This window comes from Rothia mucilaginosa (assembly GCF_964211445.1).
Classification (GTDB): Bacteria; Actinomycetota; Actinomycetes; order Actinomycetales; family Micrococcaceae; genus Rothia; species Rothia mucilaginosa_E.
In genome coordinates this window covers 60,675-83,164 of the sequence record NZ_CAXOQT010000002.1, presented here as the reverse complement: position 1 = coordinate 83,164, position 22,490 = coordinate 60,675, and the positions used below count along the sequence as shown (strand labels likewise).

Below are 22,490 nucleotides of genomic sequence, written 5' to 3'. Positions count from 1 at the left end.
TCTTTTGAAAGGCCAATTATGATGAGCCCTTCCCCCATCTCTGCTGGCGTGAGTCGTCGCGTGGCGCTGGGTGCAACCGCCGCTGGTGCACTTGCCGCGTTGACTGCGTGTGCCAGCGATATTCGTCCACTGGCTGATGGCTCAGCGTCAAGCCCCGTTTCCGGTTCTGCTAGTGCATCCGCGAGCGATTCAGCTAGCGCCTCACCCAGTGCTTCGGCTAGTACTTCGGCATCTGCTTCTTCCGGCAAGCCTTATAAGGGCCTCGTGAAGTTCGATAACTTCGAGAAGAACGGCGAGTACATTCCGGCAACCGCCACTCATAAGGCACAGAACGTGCCCAAGCCCCTCGTTCCGGCGAACATGAACGAGCAGAACGTTGACGGCATTTACGCGTTCGTTGGTTATTGGTTGGCGAGTTCCAACTATCTGCTGATGACCGGTGATTCTGAGCCGCTGCAGAAGGTTGAATCTGCGGATGCACTGGAGAATTACCGGAATTTGACGGTTGCCTATGAAAATAATGCGGGCTGGCTCTACGGTGCGGATACTCCTATTACTCTTGAGTTGCTTTCTGATTCACCGCAGAAAATTTCCGGTAGCCGAATTCGCTATGACTGGTTGGGATACATGAGTTACAGCGCGGATATGAAGATTCACGCTGAAGGTCAGGGCCCTGACGAACCCTTTATGGAGGATAGTTCACGGGAACTGACGAGGGTTGGTGTGGAGTACAAGGACGGTAAGTGGATTATGGTCACCAGTGAGGATGGCTCTTCTTCGGCGGCTTCTGGTTCTTCCTCGAGCTCTTCTTCTGTCTAAATTTCTGGGAGCTTGAGATAGGCTTCTCCCCCGCCCGCGGTAACGCACCGTGGGCGGGGTTTCTTTTTGCCGGAACTCGGTAATGCTTCGCAGCGGCGTGAGGTTGCTATGTCATCGGCACCATATGACGACCGTTAATGGGTATCTGCGTTTTTGCCGGTATGATGGGGGTGTCAACTCACTCAATTTCCTTTGCTGACTTCTTTTGAAAGGCTGATAATGATGAGCCCTTCCCCCGTCTCTGCTGGTGTGAGCCGTCGCGTGGCGTTGGGTGCTACCGGTGCCGGCGTACTGGCGGCATTGACTGCGTGCTCTAGCGATATCCGTCCGCTGGCTGATAGTTCCCCCTCCGGTGAGGCTTCAGCGAGTGCGTCCGAAAGCGCATCCGCGAGCGCCTCAACATCGGCTTCGTCTTCCTCTTCCGACAAGTCCTATAAGGGCCTTGTGAAGTTCGATAACTTCGAGAAGAAGGGTGAGTACATTCCTGCCACGGCTGAGAAGAAGGCACAGAATGTGCCCAAGCCTCTCGTTCCGGCGAACATGAACGAGCAGAGTGTTGACGGCATGTATGCGTTCATTGGCTACTGGCTGGCGAGCTTCAACTATGTGCTGATGACCGGTGATGCTGAGCCGATGAAGAAGGCTGACCCTGCAGATGTGTATGCGAAGAGCCTGCAGGAATTTACGTTGATGTACGAGAGTAATCTGGGTTGGATGTACGGTACGGACACCCCGGTTACTATGGAGTTGATTAGTAGTTCACCGCAGAAGGCTTCCGGTAGCAGTACCCGTTACAACTGGCCGGGCTACATGAACTACAGTGCCGATGCAAAGATTCATCGTGAGGGCAAGTCTGACCTACCTTTTAAGACGTCTTCTAGTCCGAACGGCAAGCTGATGAAGGCTGCTGTGGAGTACAAGGACGGTAAGTGGTTTATGCTTACCGGCGATGAGGGCTCTTCTGCATCTGCTTCTTCTGGTAGCTCTTCGTCTGTCTAGGCCGTTGTCTTTGACAGCGTGAATAGGCTTCTCCCCCGCCTGCGGTAATGCACCGTGGGCGGGGGTTTCTTTTTGCCGAAACGCTGCCAGAACTCTGCGGAAACCCAGGGAACACCCAGGGGGAAACTCAACAAATGTTCTGAGTTGGCGGAGGGTGCCTCGGGTACGCTTAACGTATATACATTGACGTACTACATGTGGTCTTTGCCTGCAGGTTGTGAGCCCCGTACCGACGGCTTTGTGGGTGAAGAATCCGACGAAGGACTTCTGATGACTACTTTCTTCACTCGACGTACCGCCTTGGGTATTGCTGTTGCGGGTACGCTCTCTGCGTTGACTGCGTGCGCTAGTGATATTCGCCCGTTGGCTGGTGGTACCGGCTCGGCTTCTCCGTCGGAGGCGGCGACCGCCTCCGAAACTGCGTCTGCTTCTGCAAGTGCTTCGGCTTCTCCTTCTGTTTCAGCGTCTGCGAGTGCTTCTGCTGCTTCGGGTCTTCCGTCTTCAGGTAAGTCCTATAAGGGTCCGATGAAGTTCGATAGCTACGAGAAGACCGGCGAGTACGTTCCGGCGAGTGTTACGCATAAGGCTGAGAATATGCCGAAGCCTGTTCCTCCGGCGAATATGAAGGAGCACAGCGTTGATGGTGCATATGCTTTCTTGAGTTTCTGGCTTGCTAGCTTGAACTATTTGATGATGACGGGTGACCCTGGACCGATTGAGGTTGTTTACCATGATGGCTACGGCATAGAGAAGTATCCTGGCACGCTGAAACTGTATGCGTCGGGTTTGGGTTGGGTGTACGGTACAGAAACTCCGTATATTGTTGAGCTACTGACGGATGCTCCTCGTGAGGTGCCGGGTAGCGACAATACCCGCTTTATTTGGGAAGGCTATTCCTATATGGACCCGAAGATGATGCGGCATTATGAGGGTCAGCCTGAGAAGGCGACGAGCGCTGATGAGTCGAAGAAGAAGGTGGCGAGGTTCCGTCTGGAGTACAAGGACGGCAAGTGGGAGCTGTCGAGCGCCGCTTAGCTACCGCCTAGTTACCGCCTTGCAGAGGGCTCGCTCTCGTAGTGATTTCTTATGCGGTAAGACCCCGCACCTGGTAAAACGCTGGGTGTGGGGTCTTAATTTTCTGAACACTTGAGGTGGTCGCGGGGCTAGGTGGTGGCTCTCGGGTAACCTTAAAGGTGTATACATTGACGTACTGATAGGTCTTTACAGGGCGTCTACGCCTGCTCTGGCGCACGGTGTTTTTATCTGCTCTGTATTGGCTCCTACGAAGGGCTTCCGATGACTACCTTCTTCACTCGACGTACTCTCCTGGGCGTGGGTGCGACCGGCATCCTTGCGGCGCTGACTGCGTGCGCTAGCGATATTCGCCCGCTGTCGCAGAGTTCCACCGGTTCCTCTGGTTCGGCTTCTGATGCTGCTTCTAGTGCGGCTTCCTCTTCTGCGAGCACCTCTGCGTCGCCTTCTCCGACCGATGATCACACTCCCGGCTCGTATGTTGGTCCGATTAAGTTCAATAACTACGAGCGGAACGGCACCTACATCCCTGCGACTGCGGATGCGCCGGCGCAGAACGTGCCGAAGCCTCTGATTCCGGAGAAGATGAAGGAGAACAGCCCCGAGGGTGCTTACGCTCTGATGGGTTATTGGCTTGCTTCCCAGAATTACCTGATTCTGACCGGCGATGTTGAGCCGCTGATGAAGGCGGACCCGGCGAAGGCTTTTTTGAGGAACTCTCGGACCATGATTAAGCTCTATGAGTCGGGTCTGGGTTGGATTTACGGTTCGGATCAGCCGTACAAGATTGAGATTGCGGAGAATGAGCTTCAGCCGGTTGCTAATAAGCCGGACCGTTACGAGTGGCTTGTGACCGTCGCGTATGACGCTGCCGCTAAGTACCACATTGAGGGTGAGCCTGATGCGACTATCGTTGAGGAAGAAAAGACGATTCCTCGCACGACAAAGTTCATCATGGAGTACAAGGAAGGCATGTGGCGCATGCTTCTGGACAACAACAGCTAGTTTTCCTCATCTTCTGATACGCACTATTTAAGGATTTCTGATGACGACTTTCCTTTCTCGACGTGCAGCCCTACTAGCTGCCGGTGCGGGCGCTATTACGATGCTGAGCGCCTGCTCCAGTGATATTCGCCCGCTGGCGGATAGCTCCCCGTCTGCTTCTGGGGAGGCTTCCTCTTCAGCAAGTTCTAGCGCCTCTGCTAGCCCCTCTGCCTCCGCTAGCTCTTCTGCCTCTGCGGGTGGTTCTTCTGAGAAGTCTTATCTGGGGCCGGTAAAGTTCGATAACTATGAGAAGAAGGGCGAGTACGTCCCCGCGGATGAGACGCATAAGGCGCAGAACGTGCCTAAGCCCCGCCCGCCGGCAAATATGCATGAGAACAGCATTGATGGCGCATACTCTGCCTTTAGTTTTTGGCTTGCCAGCGTCAACTATCTGGTGCTCACCGGTGACAATGAGCCCTTGAAGGAAGCTGACCCCTCCGGCAGGGACGTTACGGCTTTCAAAGATTACGTGAGTTTTTACGAGTCCAATGAGGGGTGGTTTTACGGTTCGGAGCATGCGCTCCAGGTTGAGATGATGACCCCGCAACCTGTAAAGGCGGAAGGCAGCGAGCCTCTCTATTACTGGCGTATCACGCTGTCCAAGGATTCTAAGGCGATGATGCATGTTGAGGGTAAGGGAAACAGGCCTATGTACCAGAACACTTCCATGGAGCCTGAGCTTTCCGACCTGAAATTGTCGTATCAGGATGGCAAATGGTTCACTTACCCCACCAAGGTACGCGGCCAAAGCACGGCGAGCCCAAGCGCTAAAGCATCCGATAAGGCAAACTCTGATAACTTCTAAAGCATCGTTGCAACGTTCGTCTTAGCGGCGAGGATATACTTCGCTCACAGGCCCATAAAATCTAGGGACTCGCTCCCTCCCCTACATATCACCTAAGGATTTTTCATGGCAACTTTCCTTTCTCGACGTGCCGCACTAGCGGCTGCTACCGGTGCCGGCGCGGCTGTGGCGCTGGCTGCCTGCGCTAGCGATATCCGCCCGCTGGCTGATAGCTCCACCTCCGGTGAGGCTTCGCCTTCGGCAAGCGCTTCCGAGTCTGCGAGCGCATCCGCCTCGGCATCTGCGACTACTTCCGCTAAGAAGTCGTATAAGGGCACGGTGAAGCTCGATAAGTACGAGAAGAACGGCGAGTACGTTCCGGCAAGCAACACTCAGAAGGCGCAGAACGTGCCCAAGCCCGTTGTTCCGGAAAAGATGAACGAGGCGACCGTTGAGGGCATGTATGATTTCCTCTGCTACTGGGTGGCAAGCTTCAATTACATGTTCATGACGGGCGATTACGAGCCGCTCAAGAAGGCTGACGCTGAAGGCCACTTTGCGAACGAGGGCAACAATGCTGTTCTTATCTACTCTTCCGGCAAGGGCTGGGTGTACGACACGGAGGCACCGGTTACCGTTCAGCTTCTGACCGACGCCCCGAAGAAGGTTGCTGGCGGCCCCAACCGCTACGATTGGCTCGGACGCATCATCTATGATTCCAACGCGAAGGTCCACGTTGAGGGTCAGGATCCTATTCCCTTGGTGGAGGGCTCTACCAAGAGTGAGGCGACCAACTTTGCGTTGGACTACAAGGACGGCGCGTGGTACATGCTCGATGATGAGACAGCTGATGCTTCCTCGTCCGAGAAGAGCAGCGCTAGCGCCTAATACGCGTTCCTAGTCGCTTATGGTGAGGGAAGCTCCCGTGTGCAGTCATGGCTGCACACGGGAGCTTCCCTTTTTTCCTGCTTGACTTGCTTGAGGTCACGTAGGAGCGTTCGCCTATGCGACCATGAGCGGGCTTTGAACATGTGTCAGTTCCTTCGGGTACGCTTAAAAGTACAGAACAAACTATTGAGGGGTTCCCATGCCTACCTTCGTTACCCGACGCACCGCCCTGGGTGTTGCCGCTACTGCTGCGCTCGCCTCCCTGACCGCCTGCGCCAGCGATATTCGCCCACTGGAGGACCCGAGCGTGGTTGACCCGATGGGCCCCTACAAGGGTGACTTGAAGTTCAATAGCTACAAGTCCACCGGAACGTACCGCCCCGCAAGCGCCTCGAAGAAAGCGGAGAACCCGCCCATGCCCGTTCCGCCCGAGAATATGAAATCGAAGACGACCTCGGGCATGTACGCAGCTATAGGCTACTGGGTCGCGTCCGTGAACTATCTGACGGTTACCGGCGACGATACGCCACTCAAGGCCGTGGATATGGACGTCATCTACGTGCAGAAGATGGAGTCATACGTAGTGTTGTACGCGAAGAATGAGGGGTGGATGTACGGCACCGAGACGCCGCTCTTGGTTGAGCTGACCGAAGAGACCCCGCAGAAGGTTAACGATGAGCAGTACCGCTGGAAGGGTGTTGCCCGTAGCCATAAGGATGCTGTTCTCCATTATGTGCCCGAGGACAGGGATATTCATATTGCAGATACGAGCGGTGACTCCAGCGACGATGAGGTCACTTTTGTGGTGGAATACCGGTATAGCGCGTGGGCAGTCACCGTTGAGACGAAGAGTTCCTCAACGACTTCTCCCGGATCCTCGAGTGGAAGCGGTTCTGGCCTCAACGTATAGGATGCGGCGGCGCGGCACGATACCGGCGCGGGAAACGGCTGCATCGGAAGATAATGGCTTTTCCCCTAGTAAACAGTACTTTTCGTTAGCTAACGTAGCTTTTGTAGCATTTTCCCAGGTTTGACACCTAAAAAATCATAAACATACCCAAATGCACTAAGGTACCCTGAAATAGATACACCGATAATCTATTGAAGGGTACCTTATGTCTACCTTCGTGACCCGACGCGCCGCCTTCGGCATCGCCGCCACCGCCGCGCTCGCCTCTTTGACCGCCTGCGCCAGCGATGTCCGCCCGCTCAGCGACCCGAGCATACTTGATGCTCAGCGCGTTTACAAGGGTGAGCTGAAGTTTAACAACTACGAGTCGCGAGGAACTTATATTCCGGCGACCCATGAGAAGAAAGCCGAGAATCCGCGCAAACCCCTGCGCCCTGCAAACATGAGTAACAAGACTAAGGGCGGCATGTACGCAGCTTTGGGATACTGGATGGCTTCCCAGAACTATCTCATGATTTCTGGGGATATTGAGCCTCTCAAGAGCGTAGACGCAACCGTAGACCAATACTGGGAAAAGATGAAGAAGGCATACGTAAAAATGTATTCAGAAGGTAGCGGCTGGCTATACGGCACCGAAACACCCTGCCTATACCAACTGACCGAAGAATCTCCTCGAAAGATTGACGAAGACCGCTACCACTGGGAAGCTACAACCTACATGCATAATAGGGCTGTAGTCCACACCACGGCCCAGGGTTTGGAGATTTCGCTGGCCTACACAAATGACCCAGATGGTCCCCGCAAAATCATGTTCGAGCTGGTGTACCAAAATGGTGCTTGGACAGTCGGCCCTGCTGGAGGAAGCAACGTAGCAAATTCGATCCAGCCTACGACAAGCAGTTCTTCTCCGGCTTAGAAAGCAATGATGTTACTACCTCACAGTGTCCCGTGTTTTTCGTCATCTCCCGCCGCTGTTACGGTTATGGAGGCACGCACAACATTGGGCTGGCCGCTCCCCTGCGATATTCTGGAATTAGTTCAATACCGGCACATACTTTATTCACCTCAGAAAGAGCCCCATGTCTACCATGTATACCCGCCGCACTGCCCTGACCGCACTGGGCCTGGGCACCGCCGCACTTCTTGCAGCTTGCTCCTCGAAGTCTTCCGAGTCTTCGGCAACCGCGAGCGCATCCGCTACCGAGTCTTCGACCGCAAGCGCTACCCCGTCTGCATCCCCCACTGCGGAGGCAACCACCACTGTTGAGCCTGGCCCCAGCATGAAGGGTGAGGTCGTTCTTGCTGACTATTCCTCCACCGGCACTTTTGAACCCGGTACCAAGGAGCACAAGGCAGCGAACGTCGCAATCCCCGTGGAGCCGGCGAAGCTGCGTGAGAACACTGTTGAGGGTCTGCACGCGTTCATTGCGTACTGGCAGGCTACCCTGAACTACCTGCTGCTGACCGGTGACGGCACCCGCTTCACGAACATTGACCACACCGGCGATTACTCGACTGTGGCTGAGTTCTTCCAGAGCATGTACGCTTCGGAGACCGGCTGGGTTATTGGTTCGGAGCGTCCGATGGTTCTGTCGCTAACCGCTGACCGCCCGACTAAGGACACCCGCACCGGCTACTACACTTGGGCAACCGAGATGGTGATTGATGGTACTGAGGGTGCTGGCGTGTACAGCAAGACCAACGATCGTGTGCAGCCGCTGACCGAGGTGTTCAAGTACCCGGGTAAGCCGGTGGCTGGTCAGATTGTGGCACACTACCAGGACGGTACTTGGCGTATGGTGCGCCGTGCTCCGGGTACTGCGTCCGCTTCGCCGGTTCCGTCACTGAGCCCGAGTGCTTCTGCTGAGGCGACTGCTGCAGGTTCGGCGGAGGCGACTACTGCTTCTGCTGAGGCGTCGGCACAGTAGACCAGAAGGCACTGTAGACTCCGGAGGGTAGTTTTCTGCTCCCCCTATACTGCCGAGAAGCTACATGTGTTTGAAACACATGTAGCTTCTCGCTTTTATTCTTTAATCAGATAAACAAAAAGCCTGGTTTCCGAAGAAACCAGGCTTTTTCCTAGTGTGACCCCAACCGGATGCGACCCGGTGACGGAGGGGCATGATGCCGAGCGCGCGAGGGATTCCATCATGCCCCGCAGTGCCGCGACGTAAGGAGCGGCGCCGTGAGAGGCTCACGGCGGCACCATAGAATCTAAAAGGTTTACCGACATATACAGCCATAAACAAAAAAGCCTTGATTCCGAAGAATCAAGGCTTTTTCCTAGTGTGACCCCAACCGGATTTGAACCGGTGTTGCCGCCGTGAGAGGGCGGAGTACTAGGCCGCTATACGATGGGGCCGTGAGATTTACATCTCTTTTACCAGGTCTCCCTGGCAACACATATAACTATACAGAGGTTCCCGGAAACAACCAAATCGAAAAGTGGTGAAATAGGTCACATATTTTACACTGAGTGCAAGGCGCTCAGCATAGGCTCTTTTCCAGCTACACCAGACACTCCCCCGGCAGCTACCCAGTACCTGCCGCGCCCGCCTCCGCACCCGTGCCCGTCTCATTCAAATACAACGACATCAAGGCACAAAAATGCGCCCCGCACAGTGTACGGGGCGCATCCGCTCAAACTAGAGCAAGAAACTATGCCTTACGGCGGCGAAGCACCATCACAGCGGCACCGGCAATCAGCGCGAACGCACCGACAGCAGCCAGGCTCAGAACATTCTGAGCACCGGTCTTAGCCAGCGAGCCCTTGCTCTGAGGCGCAGACTTGGTAGCCGAAGCGCTCACCTGAGCATCGGAGCTAGAGCCCTTAGGCTGGGACTCCGACTTCACCGAAGAAGAGTTCTTCAGCGGCGCGGTCTTCGCGGTGGTTCCCAGCTGGTCGTTAGCTTCCTCACCCTTCGGCTGTTCACCCTTGGGCTGATCAGCCGCCGGCTTCTCCGCTACTGCAGCAGATGCGGAAGGCGATGCCGAGACGTTGGCAGGGAATGCCGGCTCGTCAGCCTCATCGCGGTTATCTGCGTTGCCAGCGTCCTTCGCATCGTTGACGATCAGCGAAACAGCCGAATCATAATTGCGGTTGGTAGCCACATCAGAACCAGCGGTGACGGTACCGAGCAGGTAGCCCTGGCTGTACTGCATGGTATTCGCGGGAACACGCAGGGTCGCGTCGAAGGAGTACTTGCCGGTGCGTGCGTTGTAGACGAACGCGCTCGCCGGAACGATGGTGGACACCTTCTGGATGCTTGCCAGTTCACTATCGGTCAGCTTGTCGAAGCCCATCGACCATTCGCCTTCCTTGACGAGGAACAGGCGAACACCTTCGGCCGGGGGCTTCTCAAAGTCGTAGCCGGACACGTGGAAGGTGTAAGGGCGGGTGATGTCGACGGTGCCCTCAGCGAAGTTCAGGGTGGGGTCGATCAGCACTGCGGTAGCCTGCTTCGGGTAGCCCTGGAAGGGAACCTTAGCGGGGTTAATGGTCGCGGTGGAGGTGAACTCACCCTCGGAAACCTCAGCATAGAACTTCACGATGGAGTTCGGCACCAGCTTCTGCTGCGAGGAAGGAACAGCCTTGCCGTTACGGTCCACGGTCGCCTTGGAGGTGTAGGTGTCGGTCATGGAGCCGTCACCGGTCTTCGAATTCAGCACATAAGGTACCGCCGCGGTGGTGTTAGCAATGTCCTGCTTGTCCACTGCAATGACGGAGCCGTCCGCGGTGACAGTCAGGTCGTTAGCCTTACCACCGTTCATCTCAACCTCACCGATGACGCGGTCGGTCTTAGCGTCGAAGATGGCGATCTTGCCGGTGCCGAAGTCGGTCACATACACCAGATCGCGGCCCTCATCGTTCTCCATGGACAGCGCCTGGGTACCGAACTTAACGAACTTCTTGAACGCGCCGGTGCTCAGGTCGTAGACAGAGATACCGGAGTTCACGCCGTCAACACCCTGGGAGGAGACGTAAATTTCGTTCTCGGAGTGGTCGATGGTGACGTCAGAGGGACGAACCTCAACGGAGGAGTTCTCGCCGCGAGTCTGGATAACCTGCTCAGTCTTGAAGGTCTTAGTGTTGATGACGAAGACCTTACCGCCGGTGCGCTCAGGCACGTACAGCTTGTCGCCATCAATGGTCATGTTCATGCCGACGTAGCGGGTACCGCCGTTGGGGGCGCCCTCCAGCTGCAGCTTGGTTACCTCGAAGGTCTTCATGTCGATTGCGGACACATAGTAGCGGCCGGTCACGAACACCTTGCCGGAGTTGTGATCCACCAGCACGGAGCGGGGGTGCTCAATCCAGTTCGGGTCGCTCTCGGCGATACCGTGGTTAGTCCAAATCTGCTCCATGGTGTTCTGATCGAACACAGACAGGGAGTTGTCAGTGGTGTTAGTAACCCACACGGTGCCGGACACGTCATCAACAGTGATGCCGTACGCGGAAATGTAGCCAAATTCGCCGTTCTTATCCAGCTCGAAAGGAAGCGCTGCTACTTCTTCAATCTGAAGAGTGTCTGCGTTGACACGAGCAATGGTGGAGGCGAGGTCGCCGCGTGCACCCACGCCGACCATCCAGATCTTGTTGGTCGCCTTAGAGTAGGCAACCTGGTACTGACCGGGCAGACCCTGGGTAATCTGCGCGACGGATGCGGAGGTGTCAACAACGCGGCTCAGCGATGCGGTGGAAGGAACCGAGGCGCTGGTGGTCGCGGTCTGGTTTGCGGTGTTCGGTGCTGCGAAGGAGGCAGGAATCATGGCTGCGCCGGAGATTGCGAGCGCGAGGGAGCCGACAGCGAGCCCCTTCAGTGCTTTACCCGAGGAGGGAGTGAGGTTCAATGTGTGTCCTTCAAATGTGTAACGGAAGTGCTCACATGCCGCATGCGAATGCTAACGAGACACCCGTGAATACGCGGTGACATATTCGACGGCACGAAAAGCAGAAATGCAGGTAACGCATAAATTTACCTACCTTCTAATCCTCAGTGTTTTCTCAGGAAAATACAAGCAGCAACGTGGGTGTGTTTTGTGTTTTTGTGAGTGATCCCCTAATTCGCCTTCAGTATCACGTGAAGGTTGAGGTGTTTCCCGGGTTTTTCCTTGCCCTTGCAGGCAAAAACCCAGGTCGCGAGGGGTGTTGTGATGCTTTTATATTTACACATTAATGTAAAAGTTTAGGTGAGGCGCACTTGCGAGATTCACCACGGGTTTCACATTTTCTCGGCATTCAAAACCTATATTTTTACAGGCAAGTGCACATATATAAATATGTCCTAAAACCACCTACCCAGCATTAGCCCAAGCGGGCACACAAAAGGCGGGTACCCCTCCCCCAGATTCGAAGAATCCGAAAGAGAAAATACCCGCCTTTTCACGCGTTATATCGAGCAGTTACGCCCGAGGGCTAAACGCTACGCTTTATGCCTTGCGGCGGCGCATCACCAGAGCAGCACCCGCAATCAGAGCCACAGAAGCGAAAGCAACCAGCGGCATCACAGCGTTAGCACCGGTGTTCGCCAGAGCGCCACGCGAGGAGCCAGCCTGCGAGGAGCCTGCGTCGCTCTTAGCTACCGAGGAGCCACCGCCCAAAGTATCGGAACCGCCTGCGGAGGAACCGCCGTTCTTCACAGCCGAACCGGACTTATCAGCCTTCACAGCATCCGGAGCAGACTTGGAATCCTGTGCACCGGTCTTAGCGTCAGACTTGGAGTCAGACTGAGAAGCCTGGTCCTTGGAGGTCTGGTCCTTAGTGTCTGCGGTGTTCTCAGACTTAACGTCCTCAGACTTCTTATCTTCAGCCTTCTTGTCCTCTACCTTCGGATCTGCAGGCTTCGGATCTGCAGGCTTCGGGTCTGCAGGCTTCGGGTCTGCAGGCTTCGGGTCAGCAGGCTTCGGGTCAGCAGGCTTCGGATCTGCAGGCTTCGGGTCAGCCGGCTTCGACTCCTCAGCCTTCACACCGGTCACCGTCGGGTAACCAGCGAACTGCAGCGAAGTCGGGGTGATACCCACCGGAGCTGCGCTCGCGTCAGTGTCCTTCAGACCAACCTTGAACTTCAGAATCGAGTTAGCCTTCAGCTGCTGAACCGATGCGGGAACGTCGTTACCCTGGCGGTCCTTGGTGGGCAGGGTGGTGTACTCGCTGGCGGTGGTGATCTCGCCGGTGGTGCCGTTGAGCACGTAGGGCAGGGTGACCTTTTCGTCGCGGTCCTTCTTGTCGAGGACCAGCACGGAGCCGTCCTTGAGCAGGGTCACGTCGTTTGCTGCGGCGCCGTTCATCTCGACTTCGCCGATGACCTCATCAGCACGGCCGTCGAAGACAGCTACCTTGCCGGTACCGAAGTCGGTAACGTACACCAGGTCGCGGTCCTCATCGTGCTCCAGAGCGAGCGCCTGGGTGCCGAACTTGACGAACTTCTTGAACGCACCGGTGTTCAGGTCGTACACGGAGATACCGGAGTTAACGCCCTTCACGCCCTGAGAAGAAACGTAAATCTCATTCAGCGAGTGGTCCACAGCAACGTCGGAGGGGCGAACCTCAACGTTGGAATCCTCACCCTGAGTCTGGATGGTCTTCTCAACCTTGAAGGTCTTGGTATCCACGACGAAGAGCTTGCCGCCGGTACGCTCGGGAACGTACAGCTTACCGCCGTCCAGGAACAGGTTCATGCTCACGTAGCGGGTGCCGCCGTCGGGTGCGCCCTCGAGCTGAATCTTCTCAACCTGCTTGGTCTTCAGGTCGATTGCGGAGACGAAGAAGCGGCCGGTCACGAACGCCTTGCCGGACTCGTGGTCAACCAAAACGGAGCGGGGGTGCTCGATCCAGTTCGGGTCGTCTTTCTTCACGCCCTCGTTGGTCCAGATGAGCTTGAGGGTCTGCTGGTCGTATACTGCCACGGAGTTGTCGGTGGTGTTGGTGACCCAGACGGTGCCGTCCACGTCATCAACGGTCACACCGTATGCGGAGGTGTAGCCGTACTGGCCCTTGTCGTTCTTCTTCACGGGCAGCTCGGCGAATGCCTCGGTCTGCAGGGTGTCTGCATCCACGCGTGCCAGGGAAGAAGCAAGGTTGCCACGCGCACCCACGGTGGGTACGAACAGCTTGTGGTTCTTCTTGGAGTAACCAACCTGGAACTGACCGGGCAGACCCTGAATGATGTTCGCAACGCTACCGTTTGCGTCCACGGTGCGGTGAGCCTCGGTGGAGGGGGTGGTTGCGTTGTTGTCAGTTGCCTTGGTCTTGGTGGCGGTTGCCGGGTAGCCCTGGAACTCGCGGGTTTCAGGGGTGACCTGCTTGACCTCGGAGTTGTCGCCTGCGGTTGCGGTGACCTTGAACTTCAGGATGGAGTTCGCCTGAATGTCGGTGGTCTTGGCGGGTACGTCGTTGCCCTGGCGGTCCTTGCCGGGCTTGCTGGTGACCTTGTCCGAGGTGCTGACGGTGCCGGTGGTGCCGTCGAGCACGTAGGGTACGGTTGCGGTTGCGCCAGCCTGCTTGTCCACAGCAACTACGGAGCCGTTGGGCAGTACGACCAGGTCGTTTGCCTTGCCGCCGTTCATAGCGACCTCTGCGATCAGCTTATCTGCTGCGCCGCCGTCAATCACGCCGACCTTACCGGTGCCAAAGTCGGAGACGTACACCAGGTCGTTCGCCTCGTCGTTGTCCAGGGAGAGTGCCTGGGTGCCGACCGGGATGAACTTCTTGAACTCGTGGGTGGTCGCATCGTAGATGGACACGCCAGAGTTCACGCCCTTCACGCCCTGGGAGGAGACGTAAATTTCGTTCTGGGAGTGGTCAATCGCGATGTCAGAGGGGCGAACCTCGCCCTCAGCGTTGCCCTTGGTGTCGAAGCTGCTCTCCACCTTGAAGGTCTTGGTGTCGATGACGAAAATCTTGCCGCCGGTACGCTCGGGAACGTACAGCTTACCGCCGTCAACCAGGATGTTCATGCTGACGTAACGGGTACCGCCGTCGGGTGCGCCCTCGAGCTGGATCTTCTCAACCTGCTTGGTCTTCAGGTCGATAGCGGATACGAAGAAGCGACCGGTCACGAACGCCTTGCCGGATTCGTGGTCGACCAGAACGGAGCGGGGGTGCTCAATCCAGTTCGGGTCAGTCTCTGCGATACCTGCGGTGGTCCAAACCTGCTGCATCGTTGCCTGATCGTACACAGAAATGGAGTTATCGATGGTGTTGGTAACCCAGACGGTACCGTCCACATCGTCAACGGTGATGCCGTAGGCCGCGTCGTACTGGTAGCCCTTGTCGTTCTTGACGATGGGCAGCTCGGCGACTGCCTCAATCTTCAGGGAATTCGCGTCAATGCGAGCGATAGTGGAGACGTGCTTGTCGCGGTCAGCGGTGCCCGCAACCCAAATCTTGTTGGTCTTCTTGGAGTATGCGACCTGGAACTGGCCGGGCAAGCCCTGGGTGATCTTTGCCATCGCCTTGTCGGTGATGGTGCGAGCGTCAGTGCTCTGGCTTGCCGCCGGGGTGGAGTCTGCCGCGAACGATGCGGGGATGGTGGCAACACCTGAAATTGCCAGTGCCAGCGATCCAACGGCGAGGCCCTTGAATGCCTTGCTCGAAGCGAGGTTCATATGTATGTCCTTTATCGTGTGGGTGGTGTGTGGAGGGGCGCCTCTCCCCCGCCTACGGGGGGGGCGGTGAGGCACCGTGTTTTTCTGCCTTTACGGCGGGTGTTTCGTGCACCCACAAGGAGTGAACTAGCCTTCACACAGTATTAAGTAAGGCAATCATTAATTTACCTTCTAGGTAATACTTACTTAGCTTCCAGGTTTTTGCAAGATTTCAGGTATATATGACGCAAAATTTCATATGACAGGCACAGCCTGTCACTAAACCCGCACAACAAAACCCCCGCCTCCAGCAAAAGCCAGAAGACGGGGGGGGTTCACGAACCCCAACAGGCACGCGCAGTGCCGGGGTTAGCTAAATTTAGGAGCCGTACGAGGTTTAAGAAACGTACGAGAAGTCAGTGAACAGCAGGTTCTGCAGCTTGTAACGGCGAATGAAACGAGCCAGCTCCGCGCGAGTAGTCGGCGCGGTCGGCTTGAACATACCCGAAGCGTCGAGCACGATGTCGTTCGCGCCAGCCCATGCAACGTAACGGTGCAGGGTACCGGCACCGAGCACGTCGCGGAAACGAGAACCAGCAGCCTCGTTCATTTCGGTCAGCTGAACCTCCGCGTTGTACTGGAACAGCACAGCCGCCAGCTCTTCGTGAGAAACCGGTGCGGTCGGGTCAATCTTGTCGCCACCGGTGAGCGGCTCGGTAATCTTGCGGTCACGAGCCCAGTGCAGGGCGTTCGCGGTCGGGCGGCCTGCCGCATCCGCGAAGGGCGCAACCTCAGAGTTTTCACTCACGCCAGCGTGGCCGGCAGCGTGGTTCAGCAGAGCAATAAGCTCCTCACGGGTCACGGGGCGGTCCGGCTCGAACGCGCCAGTCTGCGGGTTTGGCATCAGCCACTTCTTCTGGTTCGCCATGCGGATATCCTCAGCGAACGGGTGGTTATCCGGAACGTCTTCGAAAGAAGTCTTCAGAATCTTGGTCTCGGCCACGGGGATGCGTGCAGCAATCTGGTGGGTAATCTCCTGGCCCCACGGGTCGGAGCAAATATCCAGCTGCAGGGCGTAATCGACACCCTCACCCTGCATCAGCTCGATGGGGAACTGGTCGCTACCGCTGAAACTGTCAGCGTCACCGTCAAATTCGGGGGTGAGCGGCCAGGAGCGCAGAGTTTCGAAAGAGTCGTTACGAACGTAGCCGTGGCGTACGGTCAGGGTGGTGCCTTCGGTGAGGAATTCGCGCAGACCGTGTGCGGTGTAGTTGACGGTCATACCGGTTTCGGTGATGGTGGCGCGCTGAATGACGAGGCGCGGGCCTTTAGTTTCCTCGGTTGCCGGGGCGGCAATGTTGGTGGGTGCTTCGTCTGCCTGAGCGGCCTGTGCCTGCAGGGTCAGTGCGCCTGCAGCGGCGGCGGCGGAAGCACCCTTTACGAAGAATCGTCGTGAGAGTCGATGGGTAAGCAAGGGCATGATTGTCCTATTCAGTTCTTGTTTGAGTTGAGTGAGTTACGGGTGGCAGGACGCGCGGACAGCGGCGTAAACGGTGAGTGAGGCCGATACGTTGGGTTCCCTCCCCCTCTGGCGTGCGTGAGTGAGACGCAGCGTGCGGGGTGCGGGTGTCTGTCGGGCGGATGCGCGGTGAGTGAGACCGGCATGATTCCTGGACCCAGTCATCTAGCGTACCTTAAGGTTTCTGTTAAAGCGAAGATGAACCGGCGGTGATTTTACGCCCATTTTCGGTGTTCGGCGAGGTAGGGGCGTTATCTGGCAAGGTTTGCCGGAAGTTGGTATGGGTTTTTGATGGGGTGACTTCGGGTTGTTGTACGCCGAGGCGTTCCGGGATGTGGAATATGTGGGCTTCTGCGGTTTTATGTGCGACACGCCGTTTCAAACCCTTTTCAAAGAGTTATAGTTATTGGTACCCTATCACTGTTTCTATATCCTCAACAAAGGAGTTACCCATGGAGGCCAAGGAATTCTCTGAGAAGGCCCTCCTCTTTTTCGCCAAGTCCAAGTACGCCGACCTCTTCGGCGTGGCACTGGTTATCACCATCGCAGTCGCATCAGGATACCTGAGCACCCGCCTCGACAAATACGTCGACTGGGGCCCGATCACGGCCTTCATCCCCCTCGGCGTGATCTCCGTGATTAACGTGGGTATTTCAATGATGTCTACCCGCCTGACCGGCCGCCTCTCAAACATCGGCAACGTGCTCGGCATTATTAACACGGCGCTGTCTGGCGCGATTGACTACATTCTGGGCAACAAGGCAGCAATCATCACCTACCCGGTGACGTTCATCGTGTACACCTTCGCGATTCGTAGGTGGCAGAACTCCGAACGCGGCAAGGCAATGGAACCGCCGACCGGCGCTAAGGGTCAGCTGATTATCAGCAGCATTGTGGTGGGCTCGTTCGCGTTCTCCCTGGCTGCGAACTACATTGGCTACGGCGGCAAGACCTCGTTCCTGTTCTGGATCACGACCGTAGTGTTTGGTCTCTCCCTGTCAGCCAATATTTTGAACGCGCTCAAGTTGACGATGCAGTGGCAGTTCTGGTTCGTGTACAACACCGTGCAGTGCGTGAAGGCGCTGACCCAGGGCAACTTCGCGAACGTCGGCAAGTACATTTTCTACATCATCAACAGCGTGGCAGCGCTCCTGCTGTGGACCCGAAGCGGCACCGCAGCCAAGGGCACCGTGGCGGTGGCGTAAGGGGTGGTTCCCTAGTTTTCTAGGGCTGACCTTTCTACCAGCTAATGCATGAGGAGGCCCCTCGACCTGCAGCTTATTGCTGCGGGTCGAGGGGCCTTACCCATGCCCCGCGAGTGTGGGGAGTACACCCGCAAGGGCTTTGCCGAGACCACGCAGACGGGCTCATCCCCGCTACTGCGGGGAACAATGCGGACGTCATGATTGGCCTTGCCGGCATGGTCGGCTCATCCCCGCTCGCGCGGGGACCATACGCGGTTTGAAATCACCAGGTGGTCGTGCAAGGGCTCATCCCCGCTCGCGCGGGGAACATCACCATCAACGCACTCAGCATCTCCAAGCGCTTCGGCTCATCCCCGCTACTGCGGAGAACACAAAACGACACCGCACGCACGCTTCGTCCCTCAGGCTCATCCCCGCTCGCACGGGGAGCATCAGGGTCACAAGGCAGACGGAAGCCCCGACGCCGGCTCATCCCCGCTCGCGCGGGGAACATCGGCTATTGCAGGCGGTATCGGTGTTCTTGCTCGGCTCATCCCTGCTTGCGCGGGGAACATCGCCAATCTGTCGGGTGCTCATGGCCACCTTCCGGCTCATCCCCGCTCGCGCGGGGAACATCTCCAGTCGCCCTTGATAATTGCGGTCACCGTCGGCTCATCCCCGCTCGCGCGGGGAACATTTCTGGAACTCTTCTACCCAGCGGCCGGGGTTCGGCTCATCCCCGCTCGCGCGGGGAACATGGATGCGGTGGCGGGAATGGTGACGCTGCGTCCGGCTCATCCCCGCTCGCGCGGGGAACATGCTCTGCTGCCGGTGCGTGGGCTGCGGGTTGGCGGCTCATCCCCGCTCGCGCGGGGAACATTGAGCCTCGGTTACCTCAGCTAGGCGGCGGGCCGGCTCATCCCCGCTCGCGCGGGGAACATGGCGAGTGGAAAATCACGCACTCCCCTAAGGACGGCTCATCCCCGCTCGCGCGGGGAACATCCCCGAAAGGTTCTCTTGATTGGTGCCGTTGCCGGCTCATCCCCGCTCGCGCGGGGAACATATCCTTGAAGCTGAGGCCGCAAACGCGCAACTCGGCTCATCCCCGCTCGCGCGGGGAACATGGTTTTCTCGAAAGTTTCAGGAACACTCTCGGCGGCTCATCCCCGCTCGCGCGGGGAACATTAACCTATCCCGCCGCGTACGCCTATCCTGGGTGGCTCATCCCCGCTCGCGCGGGGAACATGCCCGTCAGGGAGCAGACCGCGAATTGTGTTCCGGCTCATCCCCGCTCGCGCGGGGAACATCGTGGTTCCGTGAACGAAGCCAGACATGCCGCCGGCTCATCCCCGCTCGCGCGGGGAACATAGCTCGACGAGACCAATAAGCGACTCATCCAGCGGCTCATCCCCGCTCGCGCGGGGAACATTCTTACGGGGGGTTGCCATTGTGGTGTGTCTCCGGCTCATCCCCGCTCGCGCGGGGAACATCGTCTAGTACAGGGTCGCCCAGGTGGCGAACCTGGCTCATCCCCGCTCGCGCGGGGAACATAGCCCCTTGATGACCTCAAAAATGGTGGTGGTCGGCTCATCCCCGCTCGCGCGGGGAACATCGTCGCTTACTAACCGCAACGTCCCGGTGAATCGGCTCATCCCCGCTCGCGCGGGGAACATTTGAGACCGTCTTCATTGACATAACCCAGCTCCGGCTCATCCCCGCTCGCGCGGGGAACATTCCGACAAGAGTTCCAACATCATGGCGGTGGTTGGCTCATCCCCGCTCGCGCGGGGAACATCGGGCACCATGACCGATGGTCTTTCCGTCAGTCGGCTCATCCCCGCTCGCGCGGGGAACATCGCCACAATCGGCTCAAACCTGACAGTTACAGCGGCTCATCCCCGCTCGCGCGGGGAACATCTACCATGCTTGCGTGGTCTTGGGCGCTCGCACGGCTCATCCCCGCTCGCGCGGGGAACATGCGTATGCACGTGCCGCGCGGGACTTGTCTACCGGCTCATCCCCGCTCGCGCGGGGAACATGTCTTGATCTCTACGAGTGCTGCAACATGGTCAGGCTCATCCCCGCTCGCGCGGGGAACATTCAGTAAACCTTTCTGTGAGGTTGGCGAGTAGCGGCTCATCCCCGCTCGCGCGGGGAACATCTCCCTCTAGATTTTTATACGGTGCGTGCCGCCGGCTCATCCCCGCTCGCGCGGGGAACATACCATCAACGCGGTCAGCATCTCTAAGCGCTTCGGCTCATCCCCGCTCGCGCGGGGAACATAGAGCGGTATCGACGTCAATCTCCTCTAGGGGCGGCTCATCCCCGCTCGCGCGGGGAACATCCCTTCTTAAGCTTCTCGCCACGCTCTATAACCGGCTCATCCCCGCTCGCGCGGGGAACATTTGCCCAGGCCGCCGGTCGCCGCCTCTGCTTCCGGCTCATCCCCGCTCGCGCGGGGAACATAAATCCTCACCGAATTTACCGCCTAGGCCGCTCGGCTCATCCCCGCTCGCGCGGGGAACATTCTTAGGGGTCTTCTCGGTCATTATCGGTTTCCGGCTCATCCCCGCTCGCGCGGGGAACATAACATACCTAGTCAAGCGCAATGATGATTATGCGGCTCATCCCCGCTCGCGCGGGGAACATGCGACCATCCAGTGGCGTGATGGTGCGGGTCTCGGCTCATCCCCGCTCGCGCGGGGAACATTTGCTTTAGCCATTCTTGCCGGTAAGTGCCGCCGGCTCATCCCCGCTCGCGCGGGGAACATATGCCCAAGGAGGGCGTCGGTCGCTGCTACCTCGGCTCATCCCCGCTCGCGCGGGGAACATCGTAAGACCCGCTCTGGAGAGTGGGGCACCCCAGGCTCATCCCCGCTCGCGCGGGGAACATGTATTTCAGTGGCCCGCGCTCGCCCTCCGGCGCGGCTCATCCCCGCTCGCGCGGGGAACATTGGACGATACCCGCCGGCTCGTACTTGCCGCCCGGCTCATCCCCGCTCGCGCGGGGAACATGCGCGCTCGCCGCCGCCGGCCTGTCGCTAGACCGGCTCATCCCCGCTCGCGCGGGGAACATAAAGTAGCGCACCACTTCCGATTGGTGCGCTACGGCTCATCCCCGCTCGCGCGGGGAACATTACCGGGCCATTGTGTCGAGTCCAGCTAAAAGCGGCTCATCCCCGCTCGCGCGGGGAACATGACTGCATCTTCACCATCTGTTGCAACCTCAGCGGCTCATCCCCGCTCGCGCGGGGAACATCGGGTATGAATGTTTTGTAGTGCATCTTTTACCGGCTCATCCCCGCTCGCGCGGGGAACATACTTGTTGACATGGGGATTTACCCCCTACATCAGCAAAATAGAATCACTTTGGAGCCAGAGCCTGCATCCAGAATACACGATAAACAGCAGCTCCTAACCACGACGAGCACGGCGATACTTACTCGCCTTACTCCACCCAGATTTCGGCGCCGTTTTACGAACCACCGGACGATAAATCAGCTTCACACCCTCAAAATCGACAGGCTCCCAATCCGCATTATTCACCCGGAACTCAAGCCGCTGCTCATTATCCGCCGGAAACACCATCGTCGCCCGACCAGTACCACCCGCCTCCAACACGCGCGCCCACAACTTCTCACGAATCCTGGCACTCACACGACCCACAAACACGCCAGGATTAATCTCCAAAAGCCACTTCGTCAAATCACCACGAAGACTCACCGGACAAGCAGACAACACAATCACAATCATGACTCGTCTCCAGAGAAGTTCGCACGCGCCGTAGTGCCTCCCGTGTACTCATCCCACAAAAGCATCTCAGTACTATCAAGCATCTCCTCAGGAACCTCCTCAGACAGCAGAAGACGCTGAATATCCCGCACAACCCGCTCCATCACCTTCTCAGAACGGATCCGGTCACGCACCGCCCTACGCGTCACAGACCCAATATCCATGCCCTCCGTATAGCCAGCAACCACCTCAAACGCAGCAGGAATCGTAACCTCAGCCTTATACAAATCAGCAACGTCATACACAAAAGAAGAAGCATGACCCGTATGCACAAAACCCAGCCCAGGCGCACACCCCAGAGACACAATCGCCGCATGAACAATCCCATACAACGCAGCATGAGCAGCCGACAACGCTTGATTAATCGGTGACCCATCACCAAAATTATTCGGATCATACTCGCGGCGCTCCCACGGAACACCAGTCCGCTCAGACCACTGCCTATACACAGAACGCACCCTAGCGCCCTCCCTACCACGCAGCTGCTGCATCGTCAGCTCGCTCGTGTCCTCACCAGGAAAGCGCCACTGATACATCATGCGTGCCACAGCCAAACGGCTCCGCGTATTCGATACCAACTTCGCCTGAGCAATCAACAGACGCGAAGAACGCGCCACAGACTTACCGCTCGCATAATAACGAACACCCTGCTCACCAACCCACACCACCGTAGTACCGCACTCCCCCAACAAAGCCATCGCCTGATGAGTAATACGAGTACCCGGCCCCAGCAACAAAGCGCTCAAGCTCGCAGCAGGGCAATGAACCACGCCCTCTTCCTTCACAAACGTCACCGCGCTATCCGCACGGGAAATCGTCGCATGCTCCACATACACAAAACTCAAACGGTCAGAACTACGAAACAGCTCAGACGAGCTCGGAGGAACAGCCCCCTGCATGATCTTCTCCTATGAACATCAGCGTGCCAGCGTC

15 protein-coding genes, 1 tRNA gene and 1 CRISPR repeat array are annotated in these 22,490 nt (G+C 57.6%); of the genes, 10 read left to right on the top strand and 6 right to left on the bottom strand.

All coding sequences use genetic code 11. The features are described from left to right. Positions 1 to 18 precede the first annotated feature (18 nt). The 9 genes from AB8E48_RS00930 to AB8E48_RS00890 all read left to right on the top strand — a co-directional run bounded on the left by AB8E48_RS00930 (position 19) and on the right by AB8E48_RS00890 (position 8,404). Positions 19 to 819: a DUF6318 family protein gene (locus AB8E48_RS00930; RefSeq protein WP_368885455.1), complete on the top strand. Its 801-nt coding sequence runs from the start codon at positions 19 to 21 to the stop codon at positions 817 to 819. 219 nt (positions 820 to 1,038) lie between these two features. Beyond that, entirely contained in the window at positions 1,039 to 1,818 is a 780-nt protein-coding gene (locus tag AB8E48_RS00925) for a DUF6318 family protein (protein WP_368885454.1), read from the top strand. A gap of 270 nt (positions 1,819 to 2,088) precedes the next feature. Further along, entirely contained in the window at positions 2,089 to 2,853 is a 765-nt protein-coding gene (locus AB8E48_RS00920; RefSeq protein WP_368885453.1) for a DUF6318 family protein, read from the top strand. 261 nt (positions 2,854 to 3,114) lie between these two features. Next, a complete protein-coding gene (locus AB8E48_RS00915; RefSeq protein WP_368885452.1) occupies positions 3,115 to 3,855 on the top strand; it encodes a DUF6318 family protein in 741 nt (246 codons plus the stop codon). Positions 3,856 to 3,895: 40 nt separating this feature from the next. Then, the gene (locus AB8E48_RS00910) at positions 3,896 to 4,699 is read left to right on the top strand and encodes a DUF6318 family protein (protein ID WP_368885451.1); all 804 of its coding nucleotides are present in this window, start codon (positions 3,896 to 3,898) and stop codon (positions 4,697 to 4,699) included. 105 nt (positions 4,700 to 4,804) lie between these two features. Continuing rightward, entirely contained in the window at positions 4,805 to 5,566 is a 762-nt protein-coding gene (locus AB8E48_RS00905; RefSeq protein WP_368885450.1) for a DUF6318 family protein, read from the top strand. Positions 5,567 to 5,765: 199 nt separating this feature from the next. Continuing rightward, positions 5,766 to 6,476: a DUF6318 family protein gene (locus AB8E48_RS00900; RefSeq protein ID WP_368885449.1), complete on the top strand. Its 711-nt coding sequence runs from the start codon at positions 5,766 to 5,768 to the stop codon at positions 6,474 to 6,476. A 205-nt stretch (positions 6,477 to 6,681) separates the two neighbouring features. Next, on the top strand, positions 6,682 to 7,392 hold the full coding sequence (locus AB8E48_RS00895) for a DUF6318 family protein (RefSeq protein WP_368885448.1): 711 nt from the start codon (positions 6,682 to 6,684) through the stop codon (positions 7,390 to 7,392). Between the two features lie 163 nt (positions 7,393 to 7,555). Then, positions 7,556 to 8,404 carry a DUF6318 family protein gene (locus AB8E48_RS00890; protein WP_368885447.1) on the top strand — a complete coding sequence of 283 codons (849 nt, stop codon included), beginning with the start codon at positions 7,556 to 7,558 and terminating at the stop codon, positions 8,402 to 8,404. Between the two features lie 361 nt (positions 8,405 to 8,765). Here AB8E48_RS00890 and AB8E48_RS00885 read toward each other — a convergent pair. The 4 genes from AB8E48_RS00885 to AB8E48_RS00870 all read right to left on the bottom strand — a co-directional run bounded on the left by AB8E48_RS00885 (position 8,766) and on the right by AB8E48_RS00870 (position 16,542). Next, positions 8,766 to 8,838 (bottom strand) — tRNA-Glu (locus tag AB8E48_RS00885). 296 nt (positions 8,839 to 9,134) lie between these two features. Further along, positions 9,135 to 11,327 carry an LPXTG cell wall anchor domain-containing protein gene (locus tag AB8E48_RS00880; RefSeq protein ID WP_368885446.1) on the bottom strand — a complete coding sequence of 731 codons (2,193 nt, stop codon included), beginning with the start codon at positions 11,325 to 11,327 and terminating at the stop codon, positions 9,135 to 9,137. Between the two features lie 579 nt (positions 11,328 to 11,906). Further along, positions 11,907 to 15,083, bottom strand: a complete 3,177-nt coding sequence (locus AB8E48_RS00875) for a DUF5074 domain-containing protein (RefSeq protein ID WP_368885445.1) — start codon at positions 15,081 to 15,083, stop codon at positions 11,907 to 11,909. Between the two features lie 376 nt (positions 15,084 to 15,459). Continuing rightward, positions 15,460 to 16,542, bottom strand: a complete 1,083-nt coding sequence (locus AB8E48_RS00870) for an S-layer homology domain-containing protein (protein ID WP_368885444.1) — start codon at positions 16,540 to 16,542, stop codon at positions 15,460 to 15,462. Between the two features lie 491 nt (positions 16,543 to 17,033). Between AB8E48_RS00870 and AB8E48_RS00865 the strand changes: the two genes are divergently transcribed. Continuing rightward, positions 17,034 to 17,786, top strand: a complete 753-nt coding sequence (locus AB8E48_RS00865; RefSeq protein WP_296545257.1) for a nicotinamide mononucleotide transporter — start codon at positions 17,034 to 17,036, stop codon at positions 17,784 to 17,786. A 158-nt stretch (positions 17,787 to 17,944) separates the two neighbouring features. Beyond that, positions 17,945 to 21,085: a CRISPR direct-repeat array (repeat unit 29 nt; unit sequence CGGCTCATCCCCGCTCGCGCGGGGAACAT). Between the two features lie 94 nt (positions 21,086 to 21,179). On the opposite strand, the gene cas2e is transcribed toward AB8E48_RS00865, so the two are convergent. Continuing rightward, positions 21,180 to 21,518 (bottom strand): type I-E CRISPR-associated endoribonuclease Cas2e, encoded by a 339-nt coding sequence (gene cas2e / locus AB8E48_RS00860; RefSeq protein ID WP_368885443.1) that lies wholly within the window; start codon positions 21,516 to 21,518, stop codon positions 21,180 to 21,182. Next, positions 21,515 to 22,456, bottom strand: coding sequence for a type I-E CRISPR-associated endonuclease Cas1e (gene cas1e / locus AB8E48_RS00855; protein WP_049361774.1), 942 nt, complete (start codon positions 22,454 to 22,456; stop codon positions 21,515 to 21,517). The genes cas2e and cas1e overlap by 4 nt, the downstream gene beginning before the upstream one ends. Positions 22,457 to 22,490: the final 34 nt, after the last annotated feature.